We start from the raw sequence: 22,889 nt of genomic DNA on the forward strand, positions 1-22,889 counted from the left end.
CCTGCCTCAGCGGGCAGGCACGGCCCACGGGATTTCGCTCGACAGCGGCTGCCGGATCGGTTTGCATGGGCCGGATGCACGCCGAAGAGACGAAGACCGACGCGGCACTCGTACGACGCCTCCTGGCCGCACAGTTCCCCGCCTGGGCGCGCCTTCCCGTCGAGCCGGCAGCCTCGCACGGCACGGTGAACACGATCTACCGGCTGGGCGCGGACATGGCCGTGCGGCTCCCCCGGGGCGAAGCCGGCTCGAACGACGTGGCGGCCGAGCACCGCTGGCTGCCCCGCCTCGCCTCCCAGCTCCCCTTCGCCGTACCCGTGCCCCTCGCCGAGGGGGCGCCGGGCGAGGGCTACCCCTGGTCCTGGTCGGTGCACAGCTGGCTCGAAGGGGAGAACCCGGCCGCGGGCTCGGGCCGGGCGGAACTGGCCGCCGACCTGGCGGAGTTCGTCCTCGCGCTGCGCCGCGTCGACACCGCCGGAGGCCCGCCCGCCTACCGCTGCGAGCCGCTGGCCGCGCGCGACACGGCCGCCCGTGCCGCCTTGGACGCGCTGCACGGTGTCATCGACACGGGTACGGCGGCCACCGCCTGGTCGGAGGCTCTGAACGCTCCTGAGCCGCACGGTCCCGCCGTATGGGTCCACGGAGACCTCCAGCCGGGCAACGTCCTGGTCGCGGACGGCAGGCTGAGCGCGGTCATCGACTTCGGCTGCATGGGTCTGGCCGACCCCGCCGTGGACCTGATCCCCGGCTGGTACCTGCTGTCGGCCGGGGCCAGGGAGGTCTTCCGTACGGCGGTAGGCGCGGACCCGGCGACCTGGGCGCGGGCGCGGGGCTGGGCCCTGTCGGTGGCGCTCATGGAACTCTCGCACTACCAAACCTCGAACCCGGTGATGGCGGGGACCGCACACCACGTGATCACCGAGATCCTGGCGGAGGCGGAGACGGAGGCGGAGGCGGAGGCGGGTGCGGAGGCGGGACCGGGCGGCGGTGCGGGATGACAGGGCACCGTTTCGGGAGCCTCACCACGATCACGGCGTGGTCATCCCGTGACGACCCCCAGCCCGTCCTCCGCCTGCGCGAGCTCCTTGGGGTACCGGTCCGCCCCGGGTAGCGCGAGCGCGGTCCGGAACTGTTCCCGTGCCTCGGACTCCTTCCCGCACGAGCGGTAGGCCCGGCCCAGTCGGCAGAGCAGGTCCATCTCCAGCCGGGTGCTGTCGGGTTCGCCGGGAGGGGACAGCGTCCGGTGCTGGCCGAGGGCCCGGAGGTGGATGGCCGCGGCGGCGCCCGGATCCCCCTCGTCGTGCGCGGCCGTGCCCAGCCGGGCGAGGGTGAGGGTGTGCAGGAGGACGTCCCCCGCGTGCTGCGTCAGGTCGGCCACCTGCCGGAGCAGCGTCCAGGCTTCACGAGGGCTGAGGGCGAGGTGGAGGTCGACGACGGTGGTCAGGGCCCGGCGGATCACCTGCGGACGGCCGCTCGCCCTGCCGTGCGCCTGGGCGGTACGGACGCAGTCGAGTGCCTCCTCGCTCCGCCCCTGGTGGTGGCGTACGAAGCCGAGCGCGCCGAGCGCCATCGCGACGATCCAGTCGTCGTCGAACTCCCGGGCCAGTTCCAGGGACCGGGTGAGACGGGCGGCGGCACGGTCGAGGTCGACCGGACCGACGCCCGGTACGAGCGATCCGAGCCCGTCCAGCGCTCCCAGCCCGATCAGGGCCCGGGCCTCCTCGTGCCGGTCGTCGCGGGCGCGGCTGAGCTCGAGTGCTTCGCCGAACCAGGCGTAGGCCTGCGGGTAGCGGCCCCGGTACGTGCAGATGAGACCGATGCAGTTCCGCAGCGCGGCGGGCATGCGCCGGTCGGTGCACTCCTCGACGTGCGCGAGCGCGATTCCGAGGGCGGTGTGGCACTCGTGGTAGCGGCCACGCCCGATGAAGTAGTCGATCAGTGACTCGGCGATCCAGCAGGCGTGATCGGCATCGCCGAGCGCCGCAGCGTGACCGACGACGTCCGCGAGTTCGCCCCCGGCCGCGTCCAGCCAGAGCGTCGCCTCCCGCCATCCGGTGAACGGCGTACCTGTGGGCTGCGGGCCCGAGGGGAAACCGCCTGTGCCCCAGTCGCTCGCGATCCGGCCGGCGGCCAGATGGAGGCGGAGCGCGGCGGCCCGTGCCGCGTCGGCTTCGGCGGGTGCGGCTTCGGCGAGCCGCCGCGCGTGGACCCTGACCAGGTCGTGCAGCCGGTAGCGGCCCGGCCGGTGCTGCTGGAGCAGACTGGTGTCGACCAGGCTCTCCAGGATCCGCCCGACAACGGCCTCGTCGTCACGGGCCCCGAAGGCTACCGGGCGGCGTACGACTGGGAGACGGCGAGCGTTCTGCAGAGCATCAGCACGATCAACGGCACGGCCGTGGCGGACGCCAGGTACACGCTGTTCGACCGGAGCGGGGCCGCCGTGGGCATCGGACGCGGCCTGGACATGGTCCTCCCGGGCCGGCGGGAGGAGCTCGGCATCACGTCACTGGTGAAGGGCGCGCCGTTCACCTTCGAGGGCGACTGGGGTCCGTACATCCAGGAGAGGATCGCCCGCGCACAGATGACCCGCGTGCTGGAACGCTTCGCGCGGGGCGAGACCGTGCGCTTCGGCGCGGTGGCGCTGAGCGGCGCGGGCGTATCGGTGAAGGCGCGCTCCGCCGCGTGGACCGACCTGACGCGGATCGGTCCCTCCAACGGCCACATCACCTTCCCGGGCGCGCACCGCCGTGGTCAGGCCCTGCCGTCGGTGCTCGTCCCCCACGTCGCCAACCTGCACCTGTTCTGCGCCATCTGCCGGCGCATGGGCTGCACATGAGACGGCCCTTCGGCTCCGCCCGGTCCCTTCAGCCGCCCCCTTCGGCGCTACCGGCTCCGTGCGACGAACCGCACCACGGCGAACACGGCGAGGCCGGCGACGGCGAGCACCGTGACGGCTGCGGCGATCAGGGTGCCGGCGCCCAGGGTTGAGAGCATGTTCGTCTCCTCGGATGGCTGACGTCAGCACGCTGACATCGGTGGCCCACGGCACGTGATCGTGTGCCGTGGGGAGACGAACATGGCACCCGGCGGTCGTCGGCGGAACCCGTAACGGAAAGTCCTGAGGATCTTCTGAGCTCGGACTCCCGGGTTCCGTCGGTACCGACCCGCCTGAAGGGTCCTGCGCGGCGGTCAGCGGGCGAGCCCCGACTCCCAGGTCCAGGCCGCGATCTCGACCCGGTTGCGGACGCCGAGTTTGCTCTGGATGTTGGTGAGATGCGTCTTCACCGTCCCCGCGCTGATGTGCAGAGCGGCGGCGATCTCCATGTTCGTGTGCCCCCGGGAGACCAGCGCGGCGACCTCGGTCTCGCGCTGGGACAGGGGTGACGGCCGCGCCGGGACGGGGGCCGAGCCGGGGCGGGCGAACTGCTGGAGCAGGCGGACGGTGATGGAGGGGCTGATCAGGGCCTCGCCGGAGGCCGCGGAGCGGACCGCCTCGGCCAGCAGACGAGGACCGGCGTCCTTGAGGAGGAAGCCACAGGCTCCGGCGTGCAGAGCCTGGTGGACGTACTCGTCGTCGTCGAACGTCGTCACCATGACGACCTTCGGCGTGTGCGCGGCCCCGGGCCGGTGCAGGTGCCTCAGCGCCTCGATGCCGTTCAGCCGTGGCATGCGGATGTCCATGAGAACCACGTCGGGGCGGTGCTGGTCCGACTGCTGGATCGCGGCGACCCCGTCGGCGGCCTGGGCGACGACCTCGATGTCGTCCTCGGCCGCCAGGATCATGGCCATGCCGGTGCGGACGATCGTCTGGTCGTCCGCGAGAAGGACACGGATGGTCATCAGGACACCTGCCGGAGAGGGAGGGGGAGTTCGAGCTCGACGTGCCACCCGGCCTCGGGACCGGGTCCCGCGGTCAACGTGCCCCCGGCGGCGTCGGTGACCTCGCGCAGGCCGCGCAGTCCGTAGCCGGAGCCGTCGGACGGGCCGTGAGTACCGTCGTCGGTTATCCGCGCGGTGACCCGGCGGCGGGAGACGTCGAGGTGCACCTGCGCGTCGGTGCAGTCGCGGGCGTGCTTGCGGACGTTGGTCAGCGCCTCCATGACCACGCGTTCCACGAGGTGGGCGGCGTTCGCGGGGAGGCTGCCGGCCGGGCCGGTCTCGGTGAAGCCCACCGTGGCTCCGGGCAGCCGGCACTCGGCGACGAGAGCTCGGACGGCGTCCGTGCCCGGTGCCTGTGCGTGCGGCAGGGTGTCGTCCCGCAAGGCGCCGACCATCTTGCGCATGGCGGTCAGGGCTTCGGCTCCGGTGGTCTCGATCAGTTCGAGGGCGCCGCCCACCGCCTGCGGTTTCTTCGCCGCCACGGCACGGGCACCCTGCGCCTGGACCACGATGCCGGATATGTGGTGAGCCACGAAGTCGTGCAGGTCGCGGGCGAAGCCCAGTCGCTGTTCGAGCCTGATCTGCGCTTCGCGCTGCCGGCGGGAGACGGCGACCAGCCTGCTGGTGAGGCCGGAGGCCAGCGCTCCGCTGGCCAGCAGGGTCAGGATGAGCGCGAGGATGCTGCTGGACTCGTCCACCTCGATCACCAGCGGACGCAGGATCAGGGCGGTCATGAGGAGCGGCAGGGCGACGGCCGTGCCGGCCGGGGAGCCACGCCGTGCCGTCACGTGCAGCAGCACCATGAGGGCGGCCGGCTCGAACAGGGTGTAGGCGTCGGATGCGTCGTCCAGGTTCGTCCCGCCGCGCGCCATCGCACCCAGCCCGGCCGAGCAGGCCAGCGACACCACGGCCACACCGCACGCCGCCCACGCCAGCGGCGCGGGGGGCAGCTTGATGCCCACGGCGGGGAAGGCCCCCGCGCCCGCCGCGGCCGTCGACACGAACAACACGACGCCGGTGCCCTGATGTTCGAGGGTCCCGACGCTCAGGTCGATCAGCAGGGCCACGCCGAGGACGCAGAACAACAGGGCGCTGCCTACGAACCGGCCGACGGCCGCGGCGCGCGGTGATCTGAACATGGTCAGACCTTAAGGGCTGTCCCGCGATCCCTGGCGGGCGCACGACGACAGCTACGGCACCTCGCAGCGTTGTCGGAACGTCCGAATACATCCAGTATGCGGACGTCCCTCGGCCTTGCGATGCACCGCATCTGACGCCGCGCGCTGATCCACCACGGATTACGGGACAGCCCTCAGCCGCGCTCGCCGAGGGGGACGCTCTGCCGAAAGTCGTAGCCGTCCGCCGGGGAATGGGCCTTTCGGAAGATCCGCGGGGCCTGGTCCCGGAAGGAGAGTGGAGCACGTCAGCGCAGCTCGCCCCGACCGAAGGATCGCCCCTCATGGACATTCGCTTCCAGGTGGACTCCGCACCCGTTCTCGGCCCCCTGCTCGTCCTGTTCGCAGCCGGCACCGCCGTCCAGGTGTGGCGCGGAGCGTGGAACAAGCGCCGCGCCCTGCTGCAGCTCGCCGCAGCTGTCTACGTGACCGCCGTACTGTCCCTGACGGTCTTTCCGCTGAACGTGACGTGGGGCGAGTACGCCAACCAGGCCTCCTGGGTCGGGCAGATCAACCCCATCCCGCTGCTCACCGCCGACGTCACCATGATCCCCAACGTCATCATGATGGTGCCGGCCGGCTTCCTGCTGCCCCTGTTGTTCCGGCACGCGACCTCGTGGTCGCGGGCGGCTCTGATGACGGCGGCGGCCAGCCTGTTCCTGGAAGCCACGCAACTGCTGTCCTACATCGTCCTGAACAACGGCCGCTCCGTGGACATCAACGACGTCCTGGCCAACACGCTCGGCGGCATCGCGGGCTACGCCCTGGTGACGCTCGCCCTGCGCGCACCGGCCCTCAGTGGGCCGCTCCTGGCGGCCTCGCTGCCCCGCTCCGCCGCGCTCCAGGACGACCGGGGCCGGACAGCACCCGCCGGCGCACCCGGACAGGCCCCGATCGCGGCCCCCGTCGTCCGCCCCTGACCTCACGCTTCCGCTGCCTCCGCTTCTGTTTCCACCTCCACCTCTGCCTCTCCTCTGCTTTTTGCGCCGCACCCGGGACGTACGGCTCGTGCGCCCGCTCCTGAACACCTTTTGATCATTCCGGGAAGGAAACCCACCACCATGAACCGCCGTCTGCGCAACGCCTTCGTCGTCACCGTCGCTGTCACCGCCGGATTTCTGACGACCGCCTGCGAGGAAGGCGCGACCGGAGCCTCGGCTGTCGCCGAGTCCGACGCCGGCACCCCTGAGGCCGTCGCTTCGGCTTCGCCCGAGAAGTCCCAGGGCTCCCAGAAGTCCCAGGACAAGGCCGCGGACTCCGGTTCCGGCCAGGCCGCGGGCGGCGCGGACGACACCTCCGCGGACTCCTCCGCCAACTCCTCATCGGGCTCCTCGGAGGCGGGCGACAAGACCGGCTACGGCCAGTCCTGCGGCACGAACGATCTGGACTGGCACGGCGAGGAGAAGACCCAGGCAGGCGGCTACTACCAGATCAGCGTCAAGGCGAAGTCGGGCATCACCTGTGTCCTGCCCGGCGGTCTGCCCGTCATCGCCTTCGGCTCGGGCGGCACGGAGGCCGGCCCCGCCGAGCAGTCCGCCGGCGAGGAGATCACCCTGTCCGGCGGCAAGACGGTGTACGCCGGTGTGAGCCCGAAGAGCACCAGCAGCGACGGCGGCACCGAGTACACCACGGTCATCGTCTCCGTCACCGGCGACGACCCGAACCCCATCTCGCTCAAGGTCGGCAGCGTCCTCGTCGACAAGCCGGTCGTCACGAACTGGCACACCGACCCGCAGGCCGCCGTCCCTTTCACCTCCTGAGACCCGGCCCCGCCCCGGCGACGGGGCGAGCGAGCGCGCGGTGTGCGTCCTCACACCGCGCGCTCGGTGCGTGCCGCAGGGGCGCCGCGAACGCGGGACGTGCCGCCTGCCCCACCGGGCGCAGGCGCTCGCCCTCCCTCCCGGCCAGGCGTCACCGGACGTGCCGATTCACCCGTCCGGATCTCCCGGACTGTGCAGAGGGTGCGATCGGCAGGACGCTGGAGGACGAGCCCGTGGGAGGGCCGGAGAAGTGACCCCATGCGCAGGGCTCACCTACCGGCTCGTGAAGCGGCCGGGACCCGCGGCCGCGTCGCACGGCACCGCACCGCCCAGCTGCTGAGCGCCGACCGGGCCGGACGTCCTCGTCCCGGGGGCGCCATGACGAACTGCCCGCCGTGCTGTCCTCCAGGAGCGTGATCATGGCCCGGAATCGCCGGCTGATCCTGAGCTCGCCGCCCGAGATCTGGCGCCTGCTGTCGGACGGCCGCCGCTACGGGGAGTGGGTGACCGGGACCCAGCAGGTCCTCGCCGTGGACCCGCACTGGCCGGACGTCGGCGCCCGGCTGAAAGTCCGCGTCGGGGCCGGCCCTGTCACCCTCGACGACACCTGTGTGGTCCGCATCTCCGAACCAGGACACCGCCTGCAACTGGAAGCGAAGGCAGGTGCCTTCGGTGCAGCACGCATCGCCATGACGTTGACCCCCTGGGCCGAGCACACCCTCTTCACGCTCGACTGGCATCCACTCCGTGGCCCGGGCACGCGGATGCACGGCCTCCCCGTGGACTACCTCGTGGCGGTTCGCAACGGCATGATGCTGACGAAGCTGGCCCGGATCGCGGTGCGTGAACATGTCGCGAGCGACCGGCACCGGTGAGTGGACCTACGCCGTCGTCGCGGTCAGCTCCGGATGTCAGACAGCACGAGGCACGATGCTCACCGCGCGATAGTCGTACCCGTCCTGCTTGAAGCCGGGGGCTTCCCAGGTGAGGTCGACCTGCTGCCCGGCCGACAGCGTGTGGAACCCGGCCGCCTGGATGTCGGAATAGTGGCCGAAGCAGCCACCGGGGGTCTCGGGCGAGTCGAGAACACCCCACCCCTCTTCGTCGCTCCACTCTCGGACAGTCGCGGTCACCATGACCGGAAGTCTATGGCTTCACTGTGCCGACGCGGCTGGCGCCGGAGCTTGGTCCGTGCAGAGGCGGGCCCCGTCGACATCCTCGTGAACAACGCTGGGGCCTACCCACGTGTCCCGTGCCTGTGCCTCACCCGATCCCTCACCCGTGAACTGGGCCAGTACGGAGTCTGCGTCAACATTTGGTCCTGCCCGGCGCCATCCAGGTCGAGGCCGAGACCGCGATCCCCGCCCGCCATCGCGCCGGCCCGGAGGACCAGATCAAGCGCCAGTGTGTTCCCCGCCGGGAGCGGCCTGAAGATGCCGCGGCGCTCGTGGCGTTGCTCGTCGGGCCCTCCGCATCGTTCATCACTGGCCGATCAGTCCACGTTGATGGCGGCTGGCTGCTGCACTGAGACCGTCAACAAGCAAGGAGACAGAGCCGAATGATTGAACGAGTCCGCGCCGTCCTCGTCACCGAGCACGACACGATGCTGGTCATCCGCCGTACCAAGCCAGGAGTTCCCGTGTACTGGGTGCTTCCCGGGGGAGGGGTCGAAGCCGAAGACGAGTCCCGGGAGGCCGCCCTTCACCGGGAGATCCACGAGGAGATCGCGGGGAAGGCGGACATCGTCCGGCTCCTGCACACGATGGAGTCCGAAGACGAGCTTCAGCTGTTCTACCTCACCCGCATTGCGACCTGGTCCTTCGATGACCGCACCGGGCCGGAGTTCAGTGCCCAGGGCCGGGGCGAGTACGCACTGGAGGAGATTCCGCTGACCGTGGAGGGGATCGACGGCATCGATCTCAGGCCCGAGGAGATCGCCCACGTCCTCCGAGGCGCCCTCGGTGACGGAACTCTCTCAGGTGTCGCTACGGCCTGAGAGACGAACGTGAGAATGCCGACGGGGCCGGAGGCCGGGCGCCGGCCCCGTCGGGGCGTGCATGGGGAAGCCGGAACGATCTCCACCCGCGATAACGGAGAACTGCTCTGCCCGCCGCCATCGCACCGCCGCTCACCGGCTGTACGAGGAGGAGCCTCTCCCGCCTATCCGGCTTCGCTGACGCTGGAACACTCCGCACAAAGCCGTCACGCCCCCACCGTCCACACGTTGTGTATGGGGAGAAGCGCTCCGTATCGACACGCCAGGGGATGCCATGACCAACCCGTATCAGCCGCAGTCGAGCCCATTCGTCACCGCGACGATCCCTGCTGCTCGGCCACGCATGTTCAACTCCACCCTGGCCAAGGTGATCTGGATCCTGGTGCCGATCGTCACGATCAGCATCGGCGCAGCGGTGCCGTTCGTCGTTGCGGCGGTGAAGGGCGTCATCAAGCCGTGGCTGGCAGCCGTCTACGTCGCTGCCGAGGTACTCGTCCTGGGCGTCAGCACCGCAGTGAACGGCGAAAGCCCGTTCGTCGGCATGCTGCTGATCTTCCTCATCGTGGCTTCCGCGACGCACACTTCGCTGCTTGACAACGACCGTGTGAGCATCGGGAAGTAGCTCCCTGCCCGCTTATGCCCCGTCGCCGTCAGTACGGGGCATCTCCGAGAGAGGGGCCCTTGGGGACGCGATCGAAGTGCGCTGCACCACCACCATGGGTCCGGCGGGCTGCTGCAGACCATTCGGCACTCTGCGTAGGCCTGCGGTGGGCAACCTGTTCCAGGGCTTCCTGCCCAGGTGCGGGCGGGTCGCCGAGGGTGGGGATGGGGGCGAAGTGGCACGCGCGGGGCGCGGCTCCTGAAACGACGAAGGGCCAGCCTGGAAGGAAACCCCTCCTGAGCTGGCCCTTCTGTTTGTGCCCCCGGCAGGATTCGAACCTGCGACACCCGCTTTAGGAGTCCGTTGTAGGGCTTGGTTGGACCAGTGGGGATGCCCTCGAACCCCTTTTGACCTGCACTTTTGACGTATGCGAGTCTCCCGGGGTATCCGAGACTATCCCGTACTGATGTGTACGGCTTGCGTACTGGAGTGTCTCGGACTCCATATCCATCTTCTTGCAAGAGGTATTCACTTTGGATACTTCCTGTGTATGGTGGACTCACGACCTTCCGCAGAACGCGGAACGGCCCAACCCGGTGTGCAACCACCGAGAAGGGCCTAGGTCCGAACCCCTCGTACAAGGGAGTCGAACCATGCAGAACACCGTACCCGCACAGGTCAAGCCGTCCGGCGGCCTGGTTGCCCCCGCGTCGCAGCCGCAGCAGAAGCCGGCCGACGTCTGGAAGTCCATGACGCTCGGCCAGGTCGCCACCATCCCCGTGAGCGAGCTCTTGTCCGTCCTCGGCGTCCGCATCATCGAGGTACCGCAGGGCGAGCTCGCCGCCGAGGGGCTCGTCGGTTGGTTCGTCGGCCGCGTCGGGTCCGCCGAGATCCAGATCGAGCGGACGCTGCCGCAGGCCGACCGTGAGCCGGTCGTCCGGGACCTGCTCGCCCGCATCACGCCGACCCAGCAGAGCTACGGCAAGCGCGCCACGTCCGCCCCGCGGCTGCGTCCGGCGACGGTGGGCGGCAGTCTCGTCCACATCGAGTGCCCGGCCTGGTGCAACTCCGACCACGTCGAGGGCTTCCTGGTCGACGTCTACCACGCGGGCGAGTCGGTGGACCTGCTGGTCCCGCGGATGGACGGAGTGCCGGAACCCCTGCTGCACGCCCGCCTGAACGCGGACACGTTCGGCACCGTCGTGCCCTTCCAGGCGCCGCACATCGTCCTCGACGACGAGAGCGACACGTTCGCCATGACGCCCGCGCAGGCCCTCGAGTTCGCCGACGACCTGGTGGCGTTCGCCGCTCAGATCCGCGCGCTGGCCGAGCAGGCCGGCCGATGAGCGCCGACCGCCCGGTCGTGGCCCGCCCGCCCGTCCGGAACGCTGACGGCACGTTCACGGTGCCGACGTCGGACGCCGGTCCCGTCCGGATCCTGTGTCCGTCGTGGTGCATCTCCGAGCACGGCTACCGGCACCCCCCGGCGAAGGCGGAGATCACGCACCGCGGCAACCCGGTGTGGGCCCTGGTGGACCTCCCGGAGCACGGCCCGACGGGCCTCGTCGAGGTGGGCCTGGTGCAGTGGCCGTACAGCGACCGCGCGCAAGTGTTCCTGGCCGTCGAGACGGATGACGGGCACCAGGAGACCGGCCCGACCGGCGCCCGCCGTATCGCCGCCGCCCTCCGCGCTCATGCCGACCACATCGCGGCGATGGCCGGCCAGCTCGAAGCGATCCGGGCGGAGGGCCTGTGAGCCTCGCCCTGGTCCGCCGGCCGACCGAGGAGGCCGCGGTTCGCGCGGCCTCCCGGGAGGTCCGGCCCCTTCCCCCGGTTTCTGTCCTGCTCGCCGATCTGATCTCCGCGAACCGCTGCGGTGACCGGCACGGCGTGAACCTCCTCGCGCACCGTGCGGTGCGCTCTGCTCTCGGAAAGGTGGGCGAGTGATGAACGACAACGAGCAGATGCCCACGCTCACCAAGGGGCAGGCCGCTGTCCTGGTCGCCGCCGTCATTCCGATGGTGGCGGTCGGTGTGGCCGGCGGCGTCGGCACGTTCCACAACATCTCCGGGAAGTACGGCAGCGACACGGCGGTCGGCGCCCTGGCGGCCGGTGAGGGTGCAACCGCCGTCGCGGCCTTGGTGCTTCTGGTGACAACCATGCTGGGACAGTCCTCGCCGACCATCGTCCGTGTTGCCCTGTGGGCGCTCCCGGCGTCCGCCGCGGCCATGGGTGCCACCGCCGCAAAGGGCGCCGGTGAGGCGATCGTCTACAGCCTCACCCCGATGGCGATCACGGCCGCCGCGGAGGGCATCGCCTTCCTGTCGCGCCGTGTCGTCGTCTACCGAACGGGCGTCGATATGGAGGTGCGGCGCCGCAACGCAGAGACGGTGCAGCAGCTGGCCTACCACCGGGCGCGCGCGGCGAACCATCCCAGCGACCGGGCCCGGAAGAGTTCCGAGCGCAAGTCGTGGCGCCTGGCGAAGCGGGTGGGTGTCGGCGACACCGAGCTCGGTGGCCAGTTGGTGCAGGTGCAGCGTGACCGGCTCACCGAAGGGGCGGACGCGGCGCTGCTCGACATGCTCTCGGTGGACACCCCGCAGCCTGCCGCGCAGGTCGTCGTCGAGCGCGTCGAGGTGTCCACGGACACCCCGGACGAGGTGACCGGCACCCAGCCCGCAGCGATCGAGCAGGCCAAGCCCGCCCCGGCGGCAAAGCCGCTGGTCATCTGCGGTGACCGCAAGGTGTGGCCCCTGGTGACACCCGAACCTGACCCGGACGACGGGGTGCCCGTCGACGCCGACGACAGGTTGCCGACCGAAGCCGCTGCCAACGTGATTCGGGCGGGGTGGGTGCTAGGTACCTCGGCCACCGAAACGGCCCGCCAGGCCACCCGTAGCCCGTCCTACGTGAAGAAGGTGTTCGCCCGCCTCGACGAGGAGCGCGACCGCCTTGCCGCCGAGAAGGCCGCCCCCAGGATCGCCCTCGTGAAGGAGCAGGGCGCATGAGCGACCTCGAGAACGCCGCGCGTGAAGCGGTCGACGCCGCGCACAACTCCGAGCAACTGGCCCTCATCACGGCTCTGCTGCAGGCGCAGCAGCTCACCCAGCAGCACACGTGCCAGCACCCGCCGGCCGCCCGGTCCTCCGGGTCCGCGGCGAAGTGGGTGGGCATCGGGGTCGGCGGGTCCGTCTTCCTCCTCGCCGTCGCCGTGTCCGCGATCGCCGTCGCTATCAGCGCGGTCGCCCTCACTATCTGCGTCCTCGTCCTCCGGTCCGTCTGGCAGGACATCTGCAAGGGCTGACGGCTGCCCGCGGCGCCCGGAGTGTGACCGGGCGCCAAGGGGAGCCGGGACAGCCCCGAGCTCACCCCCGAAAGGACCCGCCATGTTCGGCAAGAAGCGCCCGACCGCGACCACTCCCACCACGCAGCCCAGCACCCAGTACCGCCTCAAGCGCACCGGCCAGCAGGTCACCCTCCTGGAGCACCTCGGCAACGGCGAAGTCCGTATCGCCATGGACACCGACCGCATCTGCCGGGACGACATCGTCAGCGCCCGCGACATCACCCCCGCCTGACCAGCTCACCAACCAGGAAGGACACCTCATGTACAGCTACACCCGATCCGAGTCCCGTGAACGCCGCCGCCTGTTTCTCAGGGGCGCCCACCAGGCCCTCGGCAACAACCTTGATCCCGCGGTGACCCGCCGCATGCACGAGATCGACGCCAAGGCCGCCGAGCGCGGCGCCCGGGAGCTCGCCGCCCTGCAGTCCAAGACGGACGCCGACCGGCAGGCCGTCGCCGACGCCAAGGCCCAGGTCAAGACCAGCAAATGGGGTGCCGACCGGGCCGTCGCCCGCGACGCCCTGAAGGCCGCCGAGAAGCAGCTGCGGCGCTCCGAGAACGTCCTGCACCGCGCCGAACAGTCCTAGCCACGCCACGGGGCGGCCGTCATCCGCCAAGACAGCCGGCCGCCCCGTGCCACCCGCCACTCAGCAGAGAGCAGGAGACCCCATCATGACCGACGCCCTGGTCCGCCCCCTGAACGGGCACACCATCGAGAAGCTGCACCCCATCCCCCCGGAAGCCCTCGACAAGCCGGCGGCCGGACCGGTCGCGCCGGAGACGGCCCCGGCCGAGGAAACCCCGGAAGTCCTCGAGGCCGTCGACCGCCCGGACAACCCGCTTGCCGACTGGCTGACCGTGCCCGACGCCCCGGTCCTTCCGGCGTGGGCCCGCTCGACTGCCTCTATCAAGGCCAACGTCGCCGCTTTCGTGCGCCTCACCTGGTGGCAGGCCCGGTACCACGGGGTCCGCACCCCCAAGTACCTGGTGAAGACGCTGCTGCTGGCCGCCCGCGGCTTCTACCGGGCGACCGTAGGGCTGTGGCCGACGCTGTCCGCGCAGGACCACAGTGCCGCCGTGAAGGCGCTCCGCGCGCAGAGCAAGGCCAAGCCCGAAGACGTCGAGTTGGCGATGCGGCTGCAGATGGCGCACGCCAAGCGCACCCAGACCCGGAGGTGGCGCTTCGGTACGGCGGCCGTCGCCGTCGCCGCGGCGACGATCGGTATCGCGCTCGCCGACCCGATGCTGCAGACGGGCATGGCGGGGGCGATCGTCACGCCGCTCGCCTACCTCGGCCGCGGGAAGGAGACTCACCTCCTGGACCAGGGCGCCCCGCCGCTGCGGGTGGACATGTCCGCGCAGCAGCTCAACGACGCGTTGCGGGCGGCAGGCCTCCTGAAAAGCGGCCGCGCCACTGACGACGAGAAGGACGCTCCGCGGGTGTCTTGCTCGATGGGTCCGGTCCGTGACGGCCGTGGCTGGGCGGTGATCTTCGACCTGCCCAGGGGTGGCGGCAAGACCGCCTCCGACGTGCTGGCCAAGCGGGAAGTCATCGCCCAGGAACTGGGGGTCGATGAGATCCAGGTCATCATGTCCCGCGTCCGCGCGGCCAAGGGCGGTAACGCCGGCCGGGTGTCCATGTGGGTGGCCGACGACGACCCGTACCTCGGCAAGCCGAACCCGTCCCCGTTCGCGACGGCGGAAAGGTTCTCGATCTGGGACCCGATCCCGTTTGGGCAGGACGCCCGCGGCAACCGCATCGAGGTGCCGGTCATGTGGCAGTCGATGTTCTTCGGGGGCCTGCCCCGGCGCGGGAAGACGTTCACGCAGCGCCTCATGACGGCGGCAGGGCTCCTCGACGCCTACGTGCGGCACTACGTCGCCGACGGCAAGGGCGGCGCCGACTGGATGCCCATGCGGGCCGTGGCGCACCGCTTGGTCATGGGCGCCGAGGACGATGCGATCGAAGCACTCAAGGCCATGCTCGCTGAACTGCTGGTGGAGATGGAACGCCGCTTCGCGATTCTGCGGGAACTGCCGACGCCCATCTGCCCGGAGGGGAAGCTGACGCCGGAGATCGTCCAGCGGTACAACCTGCCGGTCATCTTCGTGACGATCGACGAGCTGCAGGAGTACTTCACAGCGATGGAGAAGGAAGATCGCGAGCAGGTCATCAACGACCTGTGCCGCATCGCCCGACGCGGCCCGGCCGCCGGGTTCGTCTCGAACTTCGCCTCCCAGCGGCCCGACGCCGAGAGTGTGCCCACCAAGCTGCGGGAGATCATCACCCTGCGGTACTCGACGCAGGTCGTCGACCGGGCCAGCTCCGACATGGTGCTCGGCAAGGGCAAGGCCGCCCAGGGCGCCGACGCCTCCGTCCTGTCCGAAGACCACGTCGGCACCGGCGTGCTGGTCACCGGGCCCGCCTCCTACGTCACCGTGCGCGCCGACTACCTCGACGGGACCGGGTTCGCCCTGCTCTGCCAGAAGGGCCGCGCGCTGCGGCAGGCCGCCGGCCAGCTCACCGGGGACGCCGCCGGGGACGTCACCGCGGCCGCCGACGCCGCCGGGGTCAAGCTGGCGCCGATCCTCTCCGACGTCCTCGAGGTCATGCGCCACAGTCCGCGCATGTTCACCACGGACCTGCTCGCCGGTCTCGTCAACCTCGACGAGGACGTCTACGGCGACTTCAACGCCGAGCGCCTGGCCGCCGAGCTCGAGGCCGCTGGCGTGAAGCGCACCAGCAAGCAGGTGAAGATCAGCGGCGCGAACGCGGCCGGGTACCAGCGGCGCGACATCGAGGGCGCCGTGCCCCCGGAAATCCTCCTCGGGTAGAGGGGGCTCCCCTTACCCGACCCCGCAACGGGCCCCCGCTACCGACGCCCTCAGCGCCCCGCTGAGGGCCCCGGAAGTAGCGGGGGCCCATTACCCCGGTCATGGGGCAGGTAAGGACTCCTGACCTGCAAGGTAAGGCCGGTAGAGGGGGTTCGAAGCACCCCCCGGAAACCCACCAGGAGAGACGTTGAAGACCACCGACCCCGCATCCCTCGACGAGCACCTGCAGCGCCTGCTCGTCATCGAGGCCGCGGCCGACACCATCACCGGATGGCATCCCACCCTCATGCCCGGGATGCTCCAGACCGCCGACTACGCGCGGGCCGCCATCGGCGCATCAGCGCCCGCCATGGCCGCCGACGACGTCGACGAGCGGGCCGCCGGCCGGACGGGCCGCATCGACACGCTGGGACGTGCCGCAGGCCGGAGAGCCCGCTTCGTGATCGGCGAGGACGTCCTGGCGCAGCGTGTCGGCGGTCCGGCCACCCTCGCCGCACAGCTCGACCACCTTATGAACTTGATCGCCCTGCGCCCGTCGCTCGAAGTGCGGGTCCTGCAGCGGGGTGAAGCGCACCCGGGGCTGGCGGGGGCGTTCACCGTCTACCGCGCCCGGCCCGGGCGCAGCGTTTTTGTCGAGAACCTGGCCGGGACCACCGTGCTCAACCGGCCCGAACACGTCGTGTCGTTCCTCCACGCGGGAGATCATGTGGAGCAGCGGGCCGCCAGTCCGGCGGACTCGCTTCGGATGATCGAGGCGGCGAGGAACCGAGTTGCATCCCATGCGTGACGACGAACTCAACTGGCAGCTGTCGAGCTACACGGACAGCGCGGCCTGCGTCGAGGTAGCGCGGCCGCCCGGGGCCGTGCTCGTCCGCGACTCGAAGCGGCGCACCGGACCACGCGTCAGCATGGAACCGGCCGCCTGGTCGTCGCTCGTCGACTGGGCCAAGACGCACCAGGTGTAGCCGCTCGGATCACTTTGGCGGCGCCGACAGAGTGATAAGCGTTTTCACTATCGAGGATCCTCGAAAGTGATCACCTTACGGACGTCCGTAGAGTGACAGCAGGAAGCCCCCGCCGCAGGAGAATTGCGGCGGGGGCTTCCGTATGTCCGGACCCGTCTTCAGGTCCGAAAGGCGGGTGCCTCATCGGCCGTGGCCAGGGCGTTCCGGTACGCCTCGTACAGGCTTGTCCCGTCGTCGCACCGTCCGGGCCGGCCGCAGTCGGCACAGACCGTGGTGTGCAGCAAGTAGGCGCGGTAGGCGACTTCCTGCGGCTGCTCGGCCAACGGCACCAGGCCACGCTGCTCCCGGCACGGGGCGCACGCGTACAGGCCCGCCCCGGGGCCGGAGGTCTGCTCGATGACGTCGACGAGGACGGCCGTTCCGGACGGACCTTTGTGCCAGTGGCACCAGTCGGCGGAGACGAAGGCTGCGGCGCTCGTGTATGTGGCCATGGCTGGACCGTAGGAGCGGCCACGACGCGCGGTCCTGGCGATTGCGCGGGATTGCAGCAGCCGGAGCGCAGGTTGACCCGGGTTGCTCAAGACTGGGCAATCACGTGCCGGGCTCGGGCGATGATGCGATGCGCCTGGGCGCCGTACACCGCGGCTTCGTTCAGGCCGTCCCACGCCCGCCCGTACAGGGCAAGGTCGTCGGCGGAGTCGAAGGACAGCTCGGTGTTGATGGTCTCGACGACGACGCGTTCTTCGTCGAAGATCCAGAAGCCGTGCTTCGGGGTGAGGGACATGGGTGCGCCGAGCGGGACGATGCCGAACTCCACTGTGCTCATGCCGATCAGCCCGACGAGTCGGTCGAGCTGGCCGGCCATCACGTCGCGCGGGCACACCAGGGCGTGCAAGGCGCCCTCCCAGACGAGCACGCGAAAGAGTCTGCCCGCCTCGTACAGCACCTCCTGGCGGCGCATGCGGGCGGCAACAGCCGTATCCGTGTCCCTGGGCGACCGCATCAGTTCGGCGTTCCCCACCAGAAGATGACGGGCATAGTCCGGCGTCTGGAACAGGCCCGGGATCACGGACGCCTCATACCCGCGCACCGTCGACGTGCGGCGGTACTCCACGACGAGCCGGTCCTGAACGGGGCCGTGACCCGCGGCCAGCTGTCGACGCCAGTGCCGTTGGTGGGACTCCAGCCCGCGCAGCCGGGCCTGCAGCTCCGCGGCGACGTCAGGAGAGCCGACGGCCGCCGCCCAGGCTTCGAGATCCTCGGGCGTGGCCGTCTGCCGGCCGTTCTGCAGCCGCGACACCTTCGACGGCTGCCAGCCGAGCCGCTCGGCGAAGTCCTTGCCGTTGAGCCCCGCCCCGGCCCGCAGTTCGTTCAGGCGCGCGCCAAGGGCCTCCCTGGCGCTCTGGAAGTCGGTGCTCACACCGAGGAACGTACCTGCGCCCACAGAGCGGCAGACGGGGCGGCAAGGGGCCAGGCGGCATCCCGAGCGCGGCAGGCGGCGAGCACGGCCGCCGGGTCCTCGAGGAGTTCGACGCCAAGCGTCGTGTCGGTGTCGTCGATGTGCATCCGGACGAGGGTGCGGGAGTCGAAGAGCCAGAAGTCGTAGCCGGGCAAGGCCAGGCGCTCGGCTTCTGCCCGGCCGAGCACGCGGATGTCCTCGCCGGCGGCCACGTTCCCGGCCGCGGTCGCCATCAGGAAGCGCTGCCCGTCCGTGGGCGGCTCGTCGACGATCCGGATCCGGGAGAACTGCGCGCCCCGGGCGGTCCTCTCGCGCACGTTGACGTTCCACGGGTGCTCCGGCTCCGGTAGCGGCTCGACGCCGTGCAGGAACGCCTGGAAACGGGAGCCTGCCCGGTCCGTGGCGTACCCGCGGCGGGTCTCGAGGCGGAACGCCGTGTGCTGGAACTCGGCGAACAGGTGGGCGATCTCCTCGAAGGGGATCAGCGGTGCCACGGTCACTCCTTGGGGGCGAAGCGGGTCAGGAGCTCGCGTGGGATCACGACGAACGTCTCGTGCTCGCCGACGTCGCGCAGCTGGCCGAGGTGCTCGGCATCCGTGAGCCGATCACCCTGGACGACGATGTCGCCGGTCTCGACGACCTCGTACAGGGTCGGGCAGTTCCCGTGCTCGGACGTGGTGCCGATGAACCTGAGCGTCACGATGGGCTCCGTTCTCGCAGGTGAGAGACCAGCATGCAGCGGACAGGGGCCGCCCGGGGCCGAGTTGCGCGAGATTGCGCACGACGCTCGAGCGGCCTTGCCGGCTCCGGGTTCAGTCCCAGATGTCGTCGTCGTCCTCGGCCTGCTGGGGGGCGGCGATGCGCTGCGCGGAAGCCGGCGTCAGGCCGAGCTCGCCGACGAGCGAACGGAAGTGCTGGCGCTGCTGGGACAGGACCGTGCACCAAGGGTTCCGGACCTGCCCGCGGTCGCCCGTGACGACGACGCCGTCCCGGGCCAAGGCGCGGTTGCCCATGACGATCCAGGACCAGGTGACGCACAGGTCCGTGACCGTCTCGCGCTGCGTGTCGACCAGGCCCACCGAATGCGTCAGCACCGGCACGATGCGGCCCCACAGCTCGGCCGCCGTCTTGCGGGCCCTGGCCACCTCCGGATCAGGCCCCGGCAGCAGGTCCGACCACCGCGGCTCGACCGGGTCGACCGGAGGGAACTTCACTCCCTCCTTCTGCCGGTCCGCGCGGAACGTGCCCTCACGCACAGCCTGGATGTGCGGCTTCGGCTTACGCCCGACTACAGCCATCTCTCACCTCCGTTGTCGCTCTCCGCCGACTTCCGCCGTTCAGCCACGCTGGGATTTCGCCTCCCCGGCGGTCTCCCGTGCGCGCAGGCGGGGGTGCGCCCCCACCCCCGCGGGCGGGCGTGAGGCTGAGCGGCTCGGTTCGGTTCCACTGGATCTCCTGGTTGGACCTGAGGGCCGCGCGTCGGCCGGATCGTGGGAGCTCCACGCGCGACCCTCAGGAGTTCGGGTCAGGCCGCTGTGTCGGCCGGATCGGCGGACAGCTGCTCGATGTCCTTGTCACTCAGCTCCCGGAGCTCTTCCGGCTTGCCGAGGGCGACGAGGTGCTGCTGGCCGAGGACACCGCTGGGCGTGCGCTGACGCTGATGGATGTCGCACATCTCGGCGTACACCTCGCGTGCCGTGGACCTGGTCGCGAGGTAGTCCTGCACCACGTCGTCCCAGTCCTGCTCGTTGGCACGCTGACCGATGGCGCGGGCGAGCACGTGGTCGCCGGCCTGCTCGGCCATGGCCAGGGCGCGGGCCGCGTCGCCCGGCTTCTTCAGCTGGGCCGCACGGTCCTGCGCGTCACGGATGGTGGCGTCGACGGTGGCCCTGTCCGCGGCTGTGGCACGCACGTCGTCGTAGCCCCAGAGTCGGCGTTCGAGCTTGGGCCATGCGGCCTGGTCGGCCTGGACCTGCTCGGCCTGCACCTTGCGCAGTGCGGCGCGAGTGGTGGCGTAGAGGCGGGCCGCTTCCACACGACGGGTGTCCGGGTGAAGACCCCGGTTGCCGCGCAGCTGTCGCAGCCCTTCCTTGTACAGGCCGCGGATCTCAGCGCCCTTGTCCTCGCTGCGTGTGGTCTGGGGCTCGGGCTGGCGGGTGGCTTCGGCGAGGTACTGGGCCATTCGGCTGGGCATGTCAGGTCTCCATTTCGATGACGAGGTTGGGGCACTGGCCGGCGTGGACGTCGGTGCAGTGCGGGACGTGGTTGGTACGGCAGAGGGGGGCGCCGCAGTCGCGGACGCAGAGCCGGTAGCGGCCCGCCTTGGTGCTGCGCCCGCAGGCTGCGCAGTGGATGCGCGGCCGTGCGCGGCGGGCCATCAGTCGCTCTCCTGGTTCCAGCGGCGCAGCTTGGCCGCATGCCGGGCCTGCAGCCCGTACTGCCGCCGCTCGTCCAGCTCGGCGCGGCGCCTCTTCTTCTGCTCGGCCTTTCGGCGCGCTGCGGCTATGCGGGCCTGCACGAGGGTCTCGACGTTCACCTGGGGACCACCACCGTCACGCCGCGCTCGGGTCCCTCTGCGCGATACCACTCGAAGGTGGTGTAGAGATCCCCCTCGACGACAAACACCGGTTGTAGAGAGTTCTCCACCTCGTCGCCGGCGACGTAGGTACAGACAACTGCCCAGGCGACGATGGGGAAGCCTTCGTCGGGGAGGTCGCTGATCCTGACGTGTGACCCGGGGAGCGCGGGGGCGACGGAGACGATAGATCCAAGCGTGGACTTCACGGTGACTCCTGGTCTGTGGTTGCTGCTACCGAAGGCTGGCTACGGCGGTAAGCGGCTCGGGCCTCTTCTTGCTGCCGCTTTTGTCTTGGTTCGCGAATGCGGCGCGAGGGTGGAGGGTGGAGGGTTGTGGAGGGTTTTCCGAAACTCCCCACGCGTGCACGCAGGGAGGGTTTTGGGATAACCCTCCACAACCCTCCACCCGTGCAGGTCAGGGGCTTTCGTCCTCCTCGGCGTTGACCATCAGGCCGAGCCAGACGCGGCCGATTTTCCGGTCGGTCTTCTCGTAGCCGCGGGACTGCATGGAGGCAGCGAAGGTGACCGTGCTGCCGACCTCCTCCTTGATGCCGTTCTTGTGGCACCAGTCGGACCAGGCGGAGAACAGTTCCGACGAGCGGGCATAGCCGTGAGGCGTCGGCAAGGTCCGCTCCTTGAGGAACCTGGCCAGCAGGTCGCTCTCCTCGCGGTACTCCTCGGTGCGCACCCGGACCGCGTCGGGGGGGTTCAGTCCCCGCTTCTGGTAGTCGAGCCAGCCCGCGTAGCACCAGGCAAGGACGGCGGGTGCCGCGCGCTTCAGCCGCTCGGGGAGTTCTCCGTCGCGCTCCTCAGGCGGAATGACGACATCGAACGGCACCACGAGGATGCGGCGCCAGACGGCCGGGTCGTCACCACTGACCGCGGGCAGGTGGTTGGTCAGCATGACCAGGGTGTGAGAGGGGTCGAACGTGATGGGGTTCTTGTGCATGTAGTTCGCCTCGATGGGGTCGCCACCGACGAGCCGCTTCATGGTGGCTTCGGCGAACTTGCGCCCCTTCTCCGTCTCGGAGCAGAAGGCCAGCCGGGCGCCGCGGAGTCGCATCTTGAATGCGCCGTGCTTCTCGTGCTTCGACTCCATGAGCAGCGAGGGGTCAACCTCGATGCAGTAGTCGCCGAATGCTCCGGCGATGGAGTCGCGGAGGGTGCCCTTGCCGTTGGCCCCGGTCCCCGTGAAGATCGGCATGACGTGCTCGGTCTGCTTGCCGAGCATCGCGTAGCCGAAGAGCCGCTGTACGAACGCGCGCACGTCGGGGTCGGGCAGAATCCGCTCGAGGAAGTCTTCCCACTCCTGGTCGACCTCGTCGCTGACGGGGCCTCCGGCAACCTTGGTGATCAGGTCGGCCTGGTCGTTGCCCTTGATGGTTCCTTCGGCCAGGTCGACAGTCCCGGCGGGCGTGTTGAACAGGTACGCGTCCGCATCCAGCGCACGCGACGGAGTGGAGATCGGCTTGAGGGCGCCGGCCAGCTTCAACATGCCCTCGATGCCAGACGCGCTCTCGGACTTCCGGACGTCCGCGTAGAGAGCGTCTCGCTCGTCGCCTTTGGCCATGTCGAGGACGTCTCGCAGTGCCCGCTTGGTGGTGGCGATGGCGGCCTCGATGTCGACGCGCTCGTCGTCAGCCTTCCAGCGGGCTCCGTCCCAGTGATGCCAGCCGATTCCGTGGACATGGCGCAGCTGGTCGGCGTGCTGCTCGACGAACCGTTCGGCCATGCCGAGGTGGCCACGGTGTGCCTTGCGTGGCACGGGAACGACGCGGAGCCGGGGTGGCTGCGGCGCGGGCCGCGGGCTGGGCTCGCTCATGCGGCCTCCAGGTGCTGTTCGTGCTGATAGGTGAGCCACCGTCCGGGCTTGCCAGGCACCGCGATGGGCGGCCATCCGGGCGTTGCCCTCAGCTGGTGGGATGGCTTCGGCTCGGCGGCCTTGTCGAGTTCGGCGCGGGTCCGCTGCTGCCAGATCGGCGGGCGGACCGCGAACGCGTCGTGAAGCCACGCGGTGACGTCGGTGCCGTACTTCCGCCAGGACTCGGCGGCGTCGAGCGCTCCGGCGAGGCGCCGCGGGTCGTCGGGGTGGAGCTCCCGCCAGGCCGGCGAGGCGTAGGGCGGGAAGTCCTTGGCGAAGAACAGGGACTTCGCTTCGGCCCAGAGGGCGACGATGTCGCCGGGTTCGATCTGCTCGGCCAGCTCGACGAGCTCCGGCGACGGGCCGTGCCCTTCGTCCCGGCAGTCCATCGGGTCACGGTGACCGCACTCGAGCGGCTCGCATCGGGAGGCCGCT

33 protein-coding genes are annotated in these 22,889 nt (G+C 70.4%); 18 read left to right on the forward strand and 15 right to left on the reverse strand.

Annotated features, from left to right (window positions below; translation table 11 throughout):
- Window positions 1–74 precede the first annotated feature (74 nt).
- Window positions 75–998, forward strand: a complete 924-nt coding sequence (locus ACFYQ6_RS26910) for an aminoglycoside phosphotransferase family protein (protein WP_388765324.1) — start codon at window positions 75–77, stop codon at window positions 996–998.
- A gap of 41 nt (window positions 999–1,039) precedes the next feature.
- On the opposite strand, the gene ACFYQ6_RS26915 is transcribed toward ACFYQ6_RS26910, so the two are convergent.
- Window positions 1,040–1,843, reverse strand: coding sequence for a hypothetical protein (locus ACFYQ6_RS26915; RefSeq protein ID WP_388765326.1), 804 nt, complete (start codon window positions 1,841–1,843; stop codon window positions 1,040–1,042).
- 378 nt (window positions 1,844–2,221) lie between these two features.
- On the opposite strand from ACFYQ6_RS26915, the gene ACFYQ6_RS26920 reads away from it, so the two are divergent.
- Window positions 2,222–2,836 (forward strand): DUF6585 family protein, encoded by a 615-nt coding sequence (locus ACFYQ6_RS26920; RefSeq protein WP_388765328.1) that lies wholly within the window; start codon window positions 2,222–2,224, stop codon window positions 2,834–2,836.
- Between the two features lie 353 nt (window positions 2,837–3,189).
- On the opposite strand, the gene ACFYQ6_RS26925 is transcribed toward ACFYQ6_RS26920, so the two are convergent.
- Both ACFYQ6_RS26925 and ACFYQ6_RS26930 read right to left on the reverse strand, forming a co-directional pair.
- Window positions 3,190–3,840, reverse strand: coding sequence for a response regulator transcription factor (locus tag ACFYQ6_RS26925; RefSeq protein ID WP_361575507.1), 651 nt, complete (start codon window positions 3,838–3,840; stop codon window positions 3,190–3,192).
- Window positions 3,840–5,018 (reverse strand): sensor histidine kinase, encoded by a 1,179-nt coding sequence (locus tag ACFYQ6_RS26930; protein ID WP_388765330.1) that lies wholly within the window; start codon window positions 5,016–5,018, stop codon window positions 3,840–3,842. Before ACFYQ6_RS26930 ends, ACFYQ6_RS26925 begins: the two co-directional genes overlap by 1 nt.
- A 320-nt stretch (window positions 5,019–5,338) precedes the next feature.
- Between ACFYQ6_RS26930 and ACFYQ6_RS26935 the strand changes: the two genes are divergently transcribed.
- The 3 genes from ACFYQ6_RS26935 (at window position 5,339) to ACFYQ6_RS26945 (ending at window position 7,689) form a co-directional block, all read left to right on the forward strand.
- Window positions 5,339–5,974 (forward strand): VanZ family protein, encoded by a 636-nt coding sequence (locus ACFYQ6_RS26935; RefSeq protein ID WP_361575501.1) that lies wholly within the window; start codon window positions 5,339–5,341, stop codon window positions 5,972–5,974.
- Window positions 5,975–6,115: 141 nt separating this feature from the next.
- On the forward strand, window positions 6,116–6,814 hold the full coding sequence (locus ACFYQ6_RS26940; RefSeq protein WP_361575498.1) for a DUF4232 domain-containing protein: 699 nt from the start codon (window positions 6,116–6,118) through the stop codon (window positions 6,812–6,814).
- Window positions 6,815–7,233: 419 nt separating this feature from the next.
- The gene (locus ACFYQ6_RS26945) at window positions 7,234–7,689 is read left to right on the forward strand and encodes an SRPBCC family protein (RefSeq protein WP_361575495.1); all 456 of its coding nucleotides are present in this window, start codon (window positions 7,234–7,236) and stop codon (window positions 7,687–7,689) included.
- 36 nt (window positions 7,690–7,725) lie between these two features.
- On the opposite strand, the gene ACFYQ6_RS26950 is transcribed toward ACFYQ6_RS26945, so the two are convergent.
- A complete protein-coding gene (locus ACFYQ6_RS26950; protein WP_361575492.1) occupies window positions 7,726–7,950 on the reverse strand; it encodes a cold shock domain-containing protein in 225 nt (74 codons plus the stop codon).
- A gap of 179 nt (window positions 7,951–8,129) precedes the next feature.
- On the opposite strand from ACFYQ6_RS26950, the gene ACFYQ6_RS26955 reads away from it, so the two are divergent.
- From ACFYQ6_RS26955 to ACFYQ6_RS27015, 13 genes are all read left to right on the forward strand, one after another.
- Window positions 8,130–8,342, forward strand: coding sequence for an SDR family oxidoreductase (locus tag ACFYQ6_RS26955; protein ID WP_361575489.1), 213 nt, complete (start codon window positions 8,130–8,132; stop codon window positions 8,340–8,342).
- Between the two features lie 30 nt (window positions 8,343–8,372).
- Window positions 8,373–8,810 carry an NUDIX domain-containing protein gene (locus ACFYQ6_RS26960; protein ID WP_361575486.1) on the forward strand — a complete coding sequence of 146 codons (438 nt, stop codon included), beginning with the start codon at window positions 8,373–8,375 and terminating at the stop codon, window positions 8,808–8,810.
- A 274-nt stretch (window positions 8,811–9,084) separates the two neighbouring features.
- Window positions 9,085–9,432, forward strand: a complete 348-nt coding sequence (locus ACFYQ6_RS26965; RefSeq protein ID WP_361575483.1) for a hypothetical protein — start codon at window positions 9,085–9,087, stop codon at window positions 9,430–9,432.
- Window positions 9,433–10,064: 632 nt separating this feature from the next.
- The gene (locus ACFYQ6_RS26970; RefSeq protein WP_388765334.1) at window positions 10,065–10,757 is read left to right on the forward strand and encodes a DUF6907 domain-containing protein; all 693 of its coding nucleotides are present in this window, start codon (window positions 10,065–10,067) and stop codon (window positions 10,755–10,757) included.
- A complete protein-coding gene (locus tag ACFYQ6_RS26975) occupies window positions 10,754–11,167 on the forward strand; it encodes a DUF6907 domain-containing protein (RefSeq protein WP_030637116.1) in 414 nt (137 codons plus the stop codon). Before ACFYQ6_RS26970 ends, ACFYQ6_RS26975 begins: the two co-directional genes overlap by 4 nt.
- Complete coding sequence (locus ACFYQ6_RS26980) at window positions 11,164–11,358, forward strand: hypothetical protein (RefSeq protein ID WP_030637114.1); 195 nt, start codon at window positions 11,164–11,166, stop codon at window positions 11,356–11,358. The genes ACFYQ6_RS26975 and ACFYQ6_RS26980 overlap by 4 nt, the downstream gene beginning before the upstream one ends.
- A complete protein-coding gene (locus ACFYQ6_RS26985) occupies window positions 11,358–12,419 on the forward strand; it encodes a conjugal transfer protein (RefSeq protein WP_388765336.1) in 1,062 nt (353 codons plus the stop codon). Before ACFYQ6_RS26980 ends, ACFYQ6_RS26985 begins: the two co-directional genes overlap by 1 nt.
- Window positions 12,416–12,715: a hypothetical protein gene (locus ACFYQ6_RS26990; RefSeq protein ID WP_388765339.1), complete on the forward strand. Its 300-nt coding sequence runs from the start codon at window positions 12,416–12,418 to the stop codon at window positions 12,713–12,715. The genes ACFYQ6_RS26985 and ACFYQ6_RS26990 overlap by 4 nt, the downstream gene beginning before the upstream one ends.
- Window positions 12,716–12,797: 82 nt before the next feature.
- Window positions 12,798–12,989 carry a hypothetical protein gene (locus tag ACFYQ6_RS26995; protein ID WP_360285893.1) on the forward strand — a complete coding sequence of 64 codons (192 nt, stop codon included), beginning with the start codon at window positions 12,798–12,800 and terminating at the stop codon, window positions 12,987–12,989.
- A gap of 28 nt (window positions 12,990–13,017) precedes the next feature.
- On the forward strand, window positions 13,018–13,344 hold the full coding sequence (locus ACFYQ6_RS27000) for a hypothetical protein (RefSeq protein WP_388765342.1): 327 nt from the start codon (window positions 13,018–13,020) through the stop codon (window positions 13,342–13,344).
- An 85-nt stretch (window positions 13,345–13,429) separates the two neighbouring features.
- Complete coding sequence (locus ACFYQ6_RS27005; RefSeq protein ID WP_388765344.1) at window positions 13,430–15,592, forward strand: cell division protein FtsK; 2,163 nt, start codon at window positions 13,430–13,432, stop codon at window positions 15,590–15,592.
- Window positions 15,593–15,779: 187 nt separating this feature from the next.
- Window positions 15,780–16,379, forward strand: a complete 600-nt coding sequence (locus tag ACFYQ6_RS27010) for a DUF5753 domain-containing protein (RefSeq protein ID WP_030637105.1) — start codon at window positions 15,780–15,782, stop codon at window positions 16,377–16,379.
- Window positions 16,372–16,557 (forward strand): DUF397 domain-containing protein, encoded by a 186-nt coding sequence (locus ACFYQ6_RS27015; protein WP_030637103.1) that lies wholly within the window; start codon window positions 16,372–16,374, stop codon window positions 16,555–16,557. The genes ACFYQ6_RS27010 and ACFYQ6_RS27015 overlap by 8 nt, the downstream gene beginning before the upstream one ends.
- Before the next feature lie 158 nt (window positions 16,558–16,715).
- On the opposite strand, the gene ACFYQ6_RS27020 is transcribed toward ACFYQ6_RS27015, so the two are convergent.
- The 11 genes from ACFYQ6_RS27020 to ACFYQ6_RS27070 form a co-directional block, all read right to left on the reverse strand.
- Window positions 16,716–17,048, reverse strand: a complete 333-nt coding sequence (locus tag ACFYQ6_RS27020) for a hypothetical protein (RefSeq protein WP_051748620.1) — start codon at window positions 17,046–17,048, stop codon at window positions 16,716–16,718.
- A gap of 86 nt (window positions 17,049–17,134) precedes the next feature.
- The gene (locus ACFYQ6_RS27025) at window positions 17,135–17,977 is read right to left on the reverse strand and encodes a helix-turn-helix transcriptional regulator (protein ID WP_030637099.1); all 843 of its coding nucleotides are present in this window, start codon (window positions 17,975–17,977) and stop codon (window positions 17,135–17,137) included.
- Window positions 17,974–18,510 carry a DUF6879 family protein gene (locus tag ACFYQ6_RS27030; RefSeq protein WP_388765349.1) on the reverse strand — a complete coding sequence of 179 codons (537 nt, stop codon included), beginning with the start codon at window positions 18,508–18,510 and terminating at the stop codon, window positions 17,974–17,976. Before ACFYQ6_RS27030 ends, ACFYQ6_RS27025 begins: the two co-directional genes overlap by 4 nt.
- A gap of 2 nt (window positions 18,511–18,512) precedes the next feature.
- Window positions 18,513–18,716, reverse strand: a complete 204-nt coding sequence (locus ACFYQ6_RS27035; protein ID WP_030637096.1) for a hypothetical protein — start codon at window positions 18,714–18,716, stop codon at window positions 18,513–18,515.
- A 112-nt stretch (window positions 18,717–18,828) separates the two neighbouring features.
- Window positions 18,829–19,314, reverse strand: a complete 486-nt coding sequence (locus ACFYQ6_RS27040) for a phage terminase small subunit P27 family (RefSeq protein ID WP_030637094.1) — start codon at window positions 19,312–19,314, stop codon at window positions 18,829–18,831.
- A gap of 227 nt (window positions 19,315–19,541) precedes the next feature.
- Window positions 19,542–20,210 carry a hypothetical protein gene (locus ACFYQ6_RS27045; protein ID WP_158712962.1) on the reverse strand — a complete coding sequence of 223 codons (669 nt, stop codon included), beginning with the start codon at window positions 20,208–20,210 and terminating at the stop codon, window positions 19,542–19,544.
- Between the two features lies 1 nt (window position 20,211).
- Window positions 20,212–20,394: a hypothetical protein gene (locus tag ACFYQ6_RS27050; RefSeq protein ID WP_388765353.1), complete on the reverse strand. Its 183-nt coding sequence runs from the start codon at window positions 20,392–20,394 to the stop codon at window positions 20,212–20,214.
- Window positions 20,394–20,552: a hypothetical protein gene (locus ACFYQ6_RS27055; protein WP_388765356.1), complete on the reverse strand. Its 159-nt coding sequence runs from the start codon at window positions 20,550–20,552 to the stop codon at window positions 20,394–20,396. The genes ACFYQ6_RS27050 and ACFYQ6_RS27055 overlap by 1 nt, the downstream gene beginning before the upstream one ends.
- Entirely contained in the window at window positions 20,549–20,800 is a 252-nt protein-coding gene (locus ACFYQ6_RS27060) for a hypothetical protein (protein WP_388765359.1), read from the reverse strand. Before ACFYQ6_RS27060 ends, ACFYQ6_RS27055 begins: the two co-directional genes overlap by 4 nt.
- A 208-nt stretch (window positions 20,801–21,008) precedes the next feature.
- The gene (locus tag ACFYQ6_RS27065; RefSeq protein WP_388765361.1) at window positions 21,009–22,415 is read right to left on the reverse strand and encodes a phage/plasmid primase, P4 family; all 1,407 of its coding nucleotides are present in this window, start codon (window positions 22,413–22,415) and stop codon (window positions 21,009–21,011) included.
- Window positions 22,412–22,843 carry a hypothetical protein gene (locus tag ACFYQ6_RS27070; RefSeq protein ID WP_388765363.1) on the reverse strand — a complete coding sequence of 144 codons (432 nt, stop codon included), beginning with the start codon at window positions 22,841–22,843 and terminating at the stop codon, window positions 22,412–22,414. The genes ACFYQ6_RS27065 and ACFYQ6_RS27070 overlap by 4 nt, the downstream gene beginning before the upstream one ends.
- Window positions 22,844–22,889: the final 46 nt, after the last annotated feature.

It is taken from the genome of Streptomyces sp. NPDC005494 (assembly GCF_042872025.1).
Lineage (GTDB): Bacteria > Actinomycetota > Actinomycetes > Streptomycetales > Streptomycetaceae > Streptomyces.

Excerpts from the sequence above, each read along its gene's own strand:
- ACFYQ6_RS26910 (WP_388765324.1), top strand. The coding sequence starts at position 75 with ATGCACGCCGAAGAGACGAAGACCGACGCGGCACTCGTACGACGCCTC.
- ACFYQ6_RS26915 (WP_388765326.1), bottom strand. The coding sequence starts at position 1,843 with ATGCCCGCCGCGCTGCGGAACTGCATCGGTCTCATCTGCACGTACCGG.
- ACFYQ6_RS26925 (WP_361575507.1), bottom strand. The coding sequence starts at position 3,840 with ATGACCATCCGTGTCCTTCTCGCGGACGACCAGACGATCGTCCGCACC.
- ACFYQ6_RS26930 (WP_388765330.1), bottom strand. The coding sequence starts at position 5,018 with ATGTTCAGATCACCGCGCGCCGCGGCCGTCGGCCGGTTCGTAGGCAGC.
- ACFYQ6_RS26935 (WP_361575501.1), top strand. The coding sequence starts at position 5,339 with ATGGACATTCGCTTCCAGGTGGACTCCGCACCCGTTCTCGGCCCCCTG.
- ACFYQ6_RS26940 (WP_361575498.1), top strand. The coding sequence starts at position 6,116 with ATGAACCGCCGTCTGCGCAACGCCTTCGTCGTCACCGTCGCTGTCACC.
- ACFYQ6_RS26945 (WP_361575495.1), top strand. The coding sequence starts at position 7,234 with ATGGCCCGGAATCGCCGGCTGATCCTGAGCTCGCCGCCCGAGATCTGG.
- ACFYQ6_RS26950 (WP_361575492.1), bottom strand. The coding sequence starts at position 7,950 with ATGGTGACCGCGACTGTCCGAGAGTGGAGCGACGAAGAGGGGTGGGGT.
- ACFYQ6_RS26960 (WP_361575486.1), top strand. The coding sequence starts at position 8,373 with ATGATTGAACGAGTCCGCGCCGTCCTCGTCACCGAGCACGACACGATG.
- ACFYQ6_RS26965 (WP_361575483.1), top strand. The coding sequence starts at position 9,085 with ATGACCAACCCGTATCAGCCGCAGTCGAGCCCATTCGTCACCGCGACG.
- ACFYQ6_RS26970 (WP_388765334.1), top strand. The coding sequence starts at position 10,065 with ATGCAGAACACCGTACCCGCACAGGTCAAGCCGTCCGGCGGCCTGGTT.
- ACFYQ6_RS26975 (WP_030637116.1), top strand. The coding sequence starts at position 10,754 with ATGAGCGCCGACCGCCCGGTCGTGGCCCGCCCGCCCGTCCGGAACGCT.
- ACFYQ6_RS26985 (WP_388765336.1), top strand. The coding sequence starts at position 11,358 with ATGAACGACAACGAGCAGATGCCCACGCTCACCAAGGGGCAGGCCGCT.
- ACFYQ6_RS26990 (WP_388765339.1), top strand. The coding sequence starts at position 12,416 with ATGAGCGACCTCGAGAACGCCGCGCGTGAAGCGGTCGACGCCGCGCAC.
- ACFYQ6_RS26995 (WP_360285893.1), top strand. The coding sequence starts at position 12,798 with ATGTTCGGCAAGAAGCGCCCGACCGCGACCACTCCCACCACGCAGCCC.
- ACFYQ6_RS27000 (WP_388765342.1), top strand. The coding sequence starts at position 13,018 with ATGTACAGCTACACCCGATCCGAGTCCCGTGAACGCCGCCGCCTGTTT.
- ACFYQ6_RS27005 (WP_388765344.1), top strand. The coding sequence starts at position 13,430 with ATGACCGACGCCCTGGTCCGCCCCCTGAACGGGCACACCATCGAGAAG.
- ACFYQ6_RS27015 (WP_030637103.1), top strand. The coding sequence starts at position 16,372 with ATGCGTGACGACGAACTCAACTGGCAGCTGTCGAGCTACACGGACAGC.
- ACFYQ6_RS27020 (WP_051748620.1), bottom strand. The coding sequence starts at position 17,048 with ATGGCCACATACACGAGCGCCGCAGCCTTCGTCTCCGCCGACTGGTGC.
- ACFYQ6_RS27040 (WP_030637094.1), bottom strand. The coding sequence starts at position 19,314 with ATGGCTGTAGTCGGGCGTAAGCCGAAGCCGCACATCCAGGCTGTGCGT.
- ACFYQ6_RS27045 (WP_158712962.1), bottom strand. The coding sequence starts at position 20,210 with ATGCCCAGCCGAATGGCCCAGTACCTCGCCGAAGCCACCCGCCAGCCC.
- ACFYQ6_RS27050 (WP_388765353.1), bottom strand. The coding sequence starts at position 20,394 with ATGGCCCGCCGCGCACGGCCGCGCATCCACTGCGCAGCCTGCGGGCGC.
- ACFYQ6_RS27065 (WP_388765361.1), bottom strand. The coding sequence starts at position 22,415 with ATGAGCGAGCCCAGCCCGCGGCCCGCGCCGCAGCCACCCCGGCTCCGC.
- ACFYQ6_RS27070 (WP_388765363.1), bottom strand. The coding sequence starts at position 22,843 with ATGGACTGCCGGGACGAAGGGCACGGCCCGTCGCCGGAGCTCGTCGAG.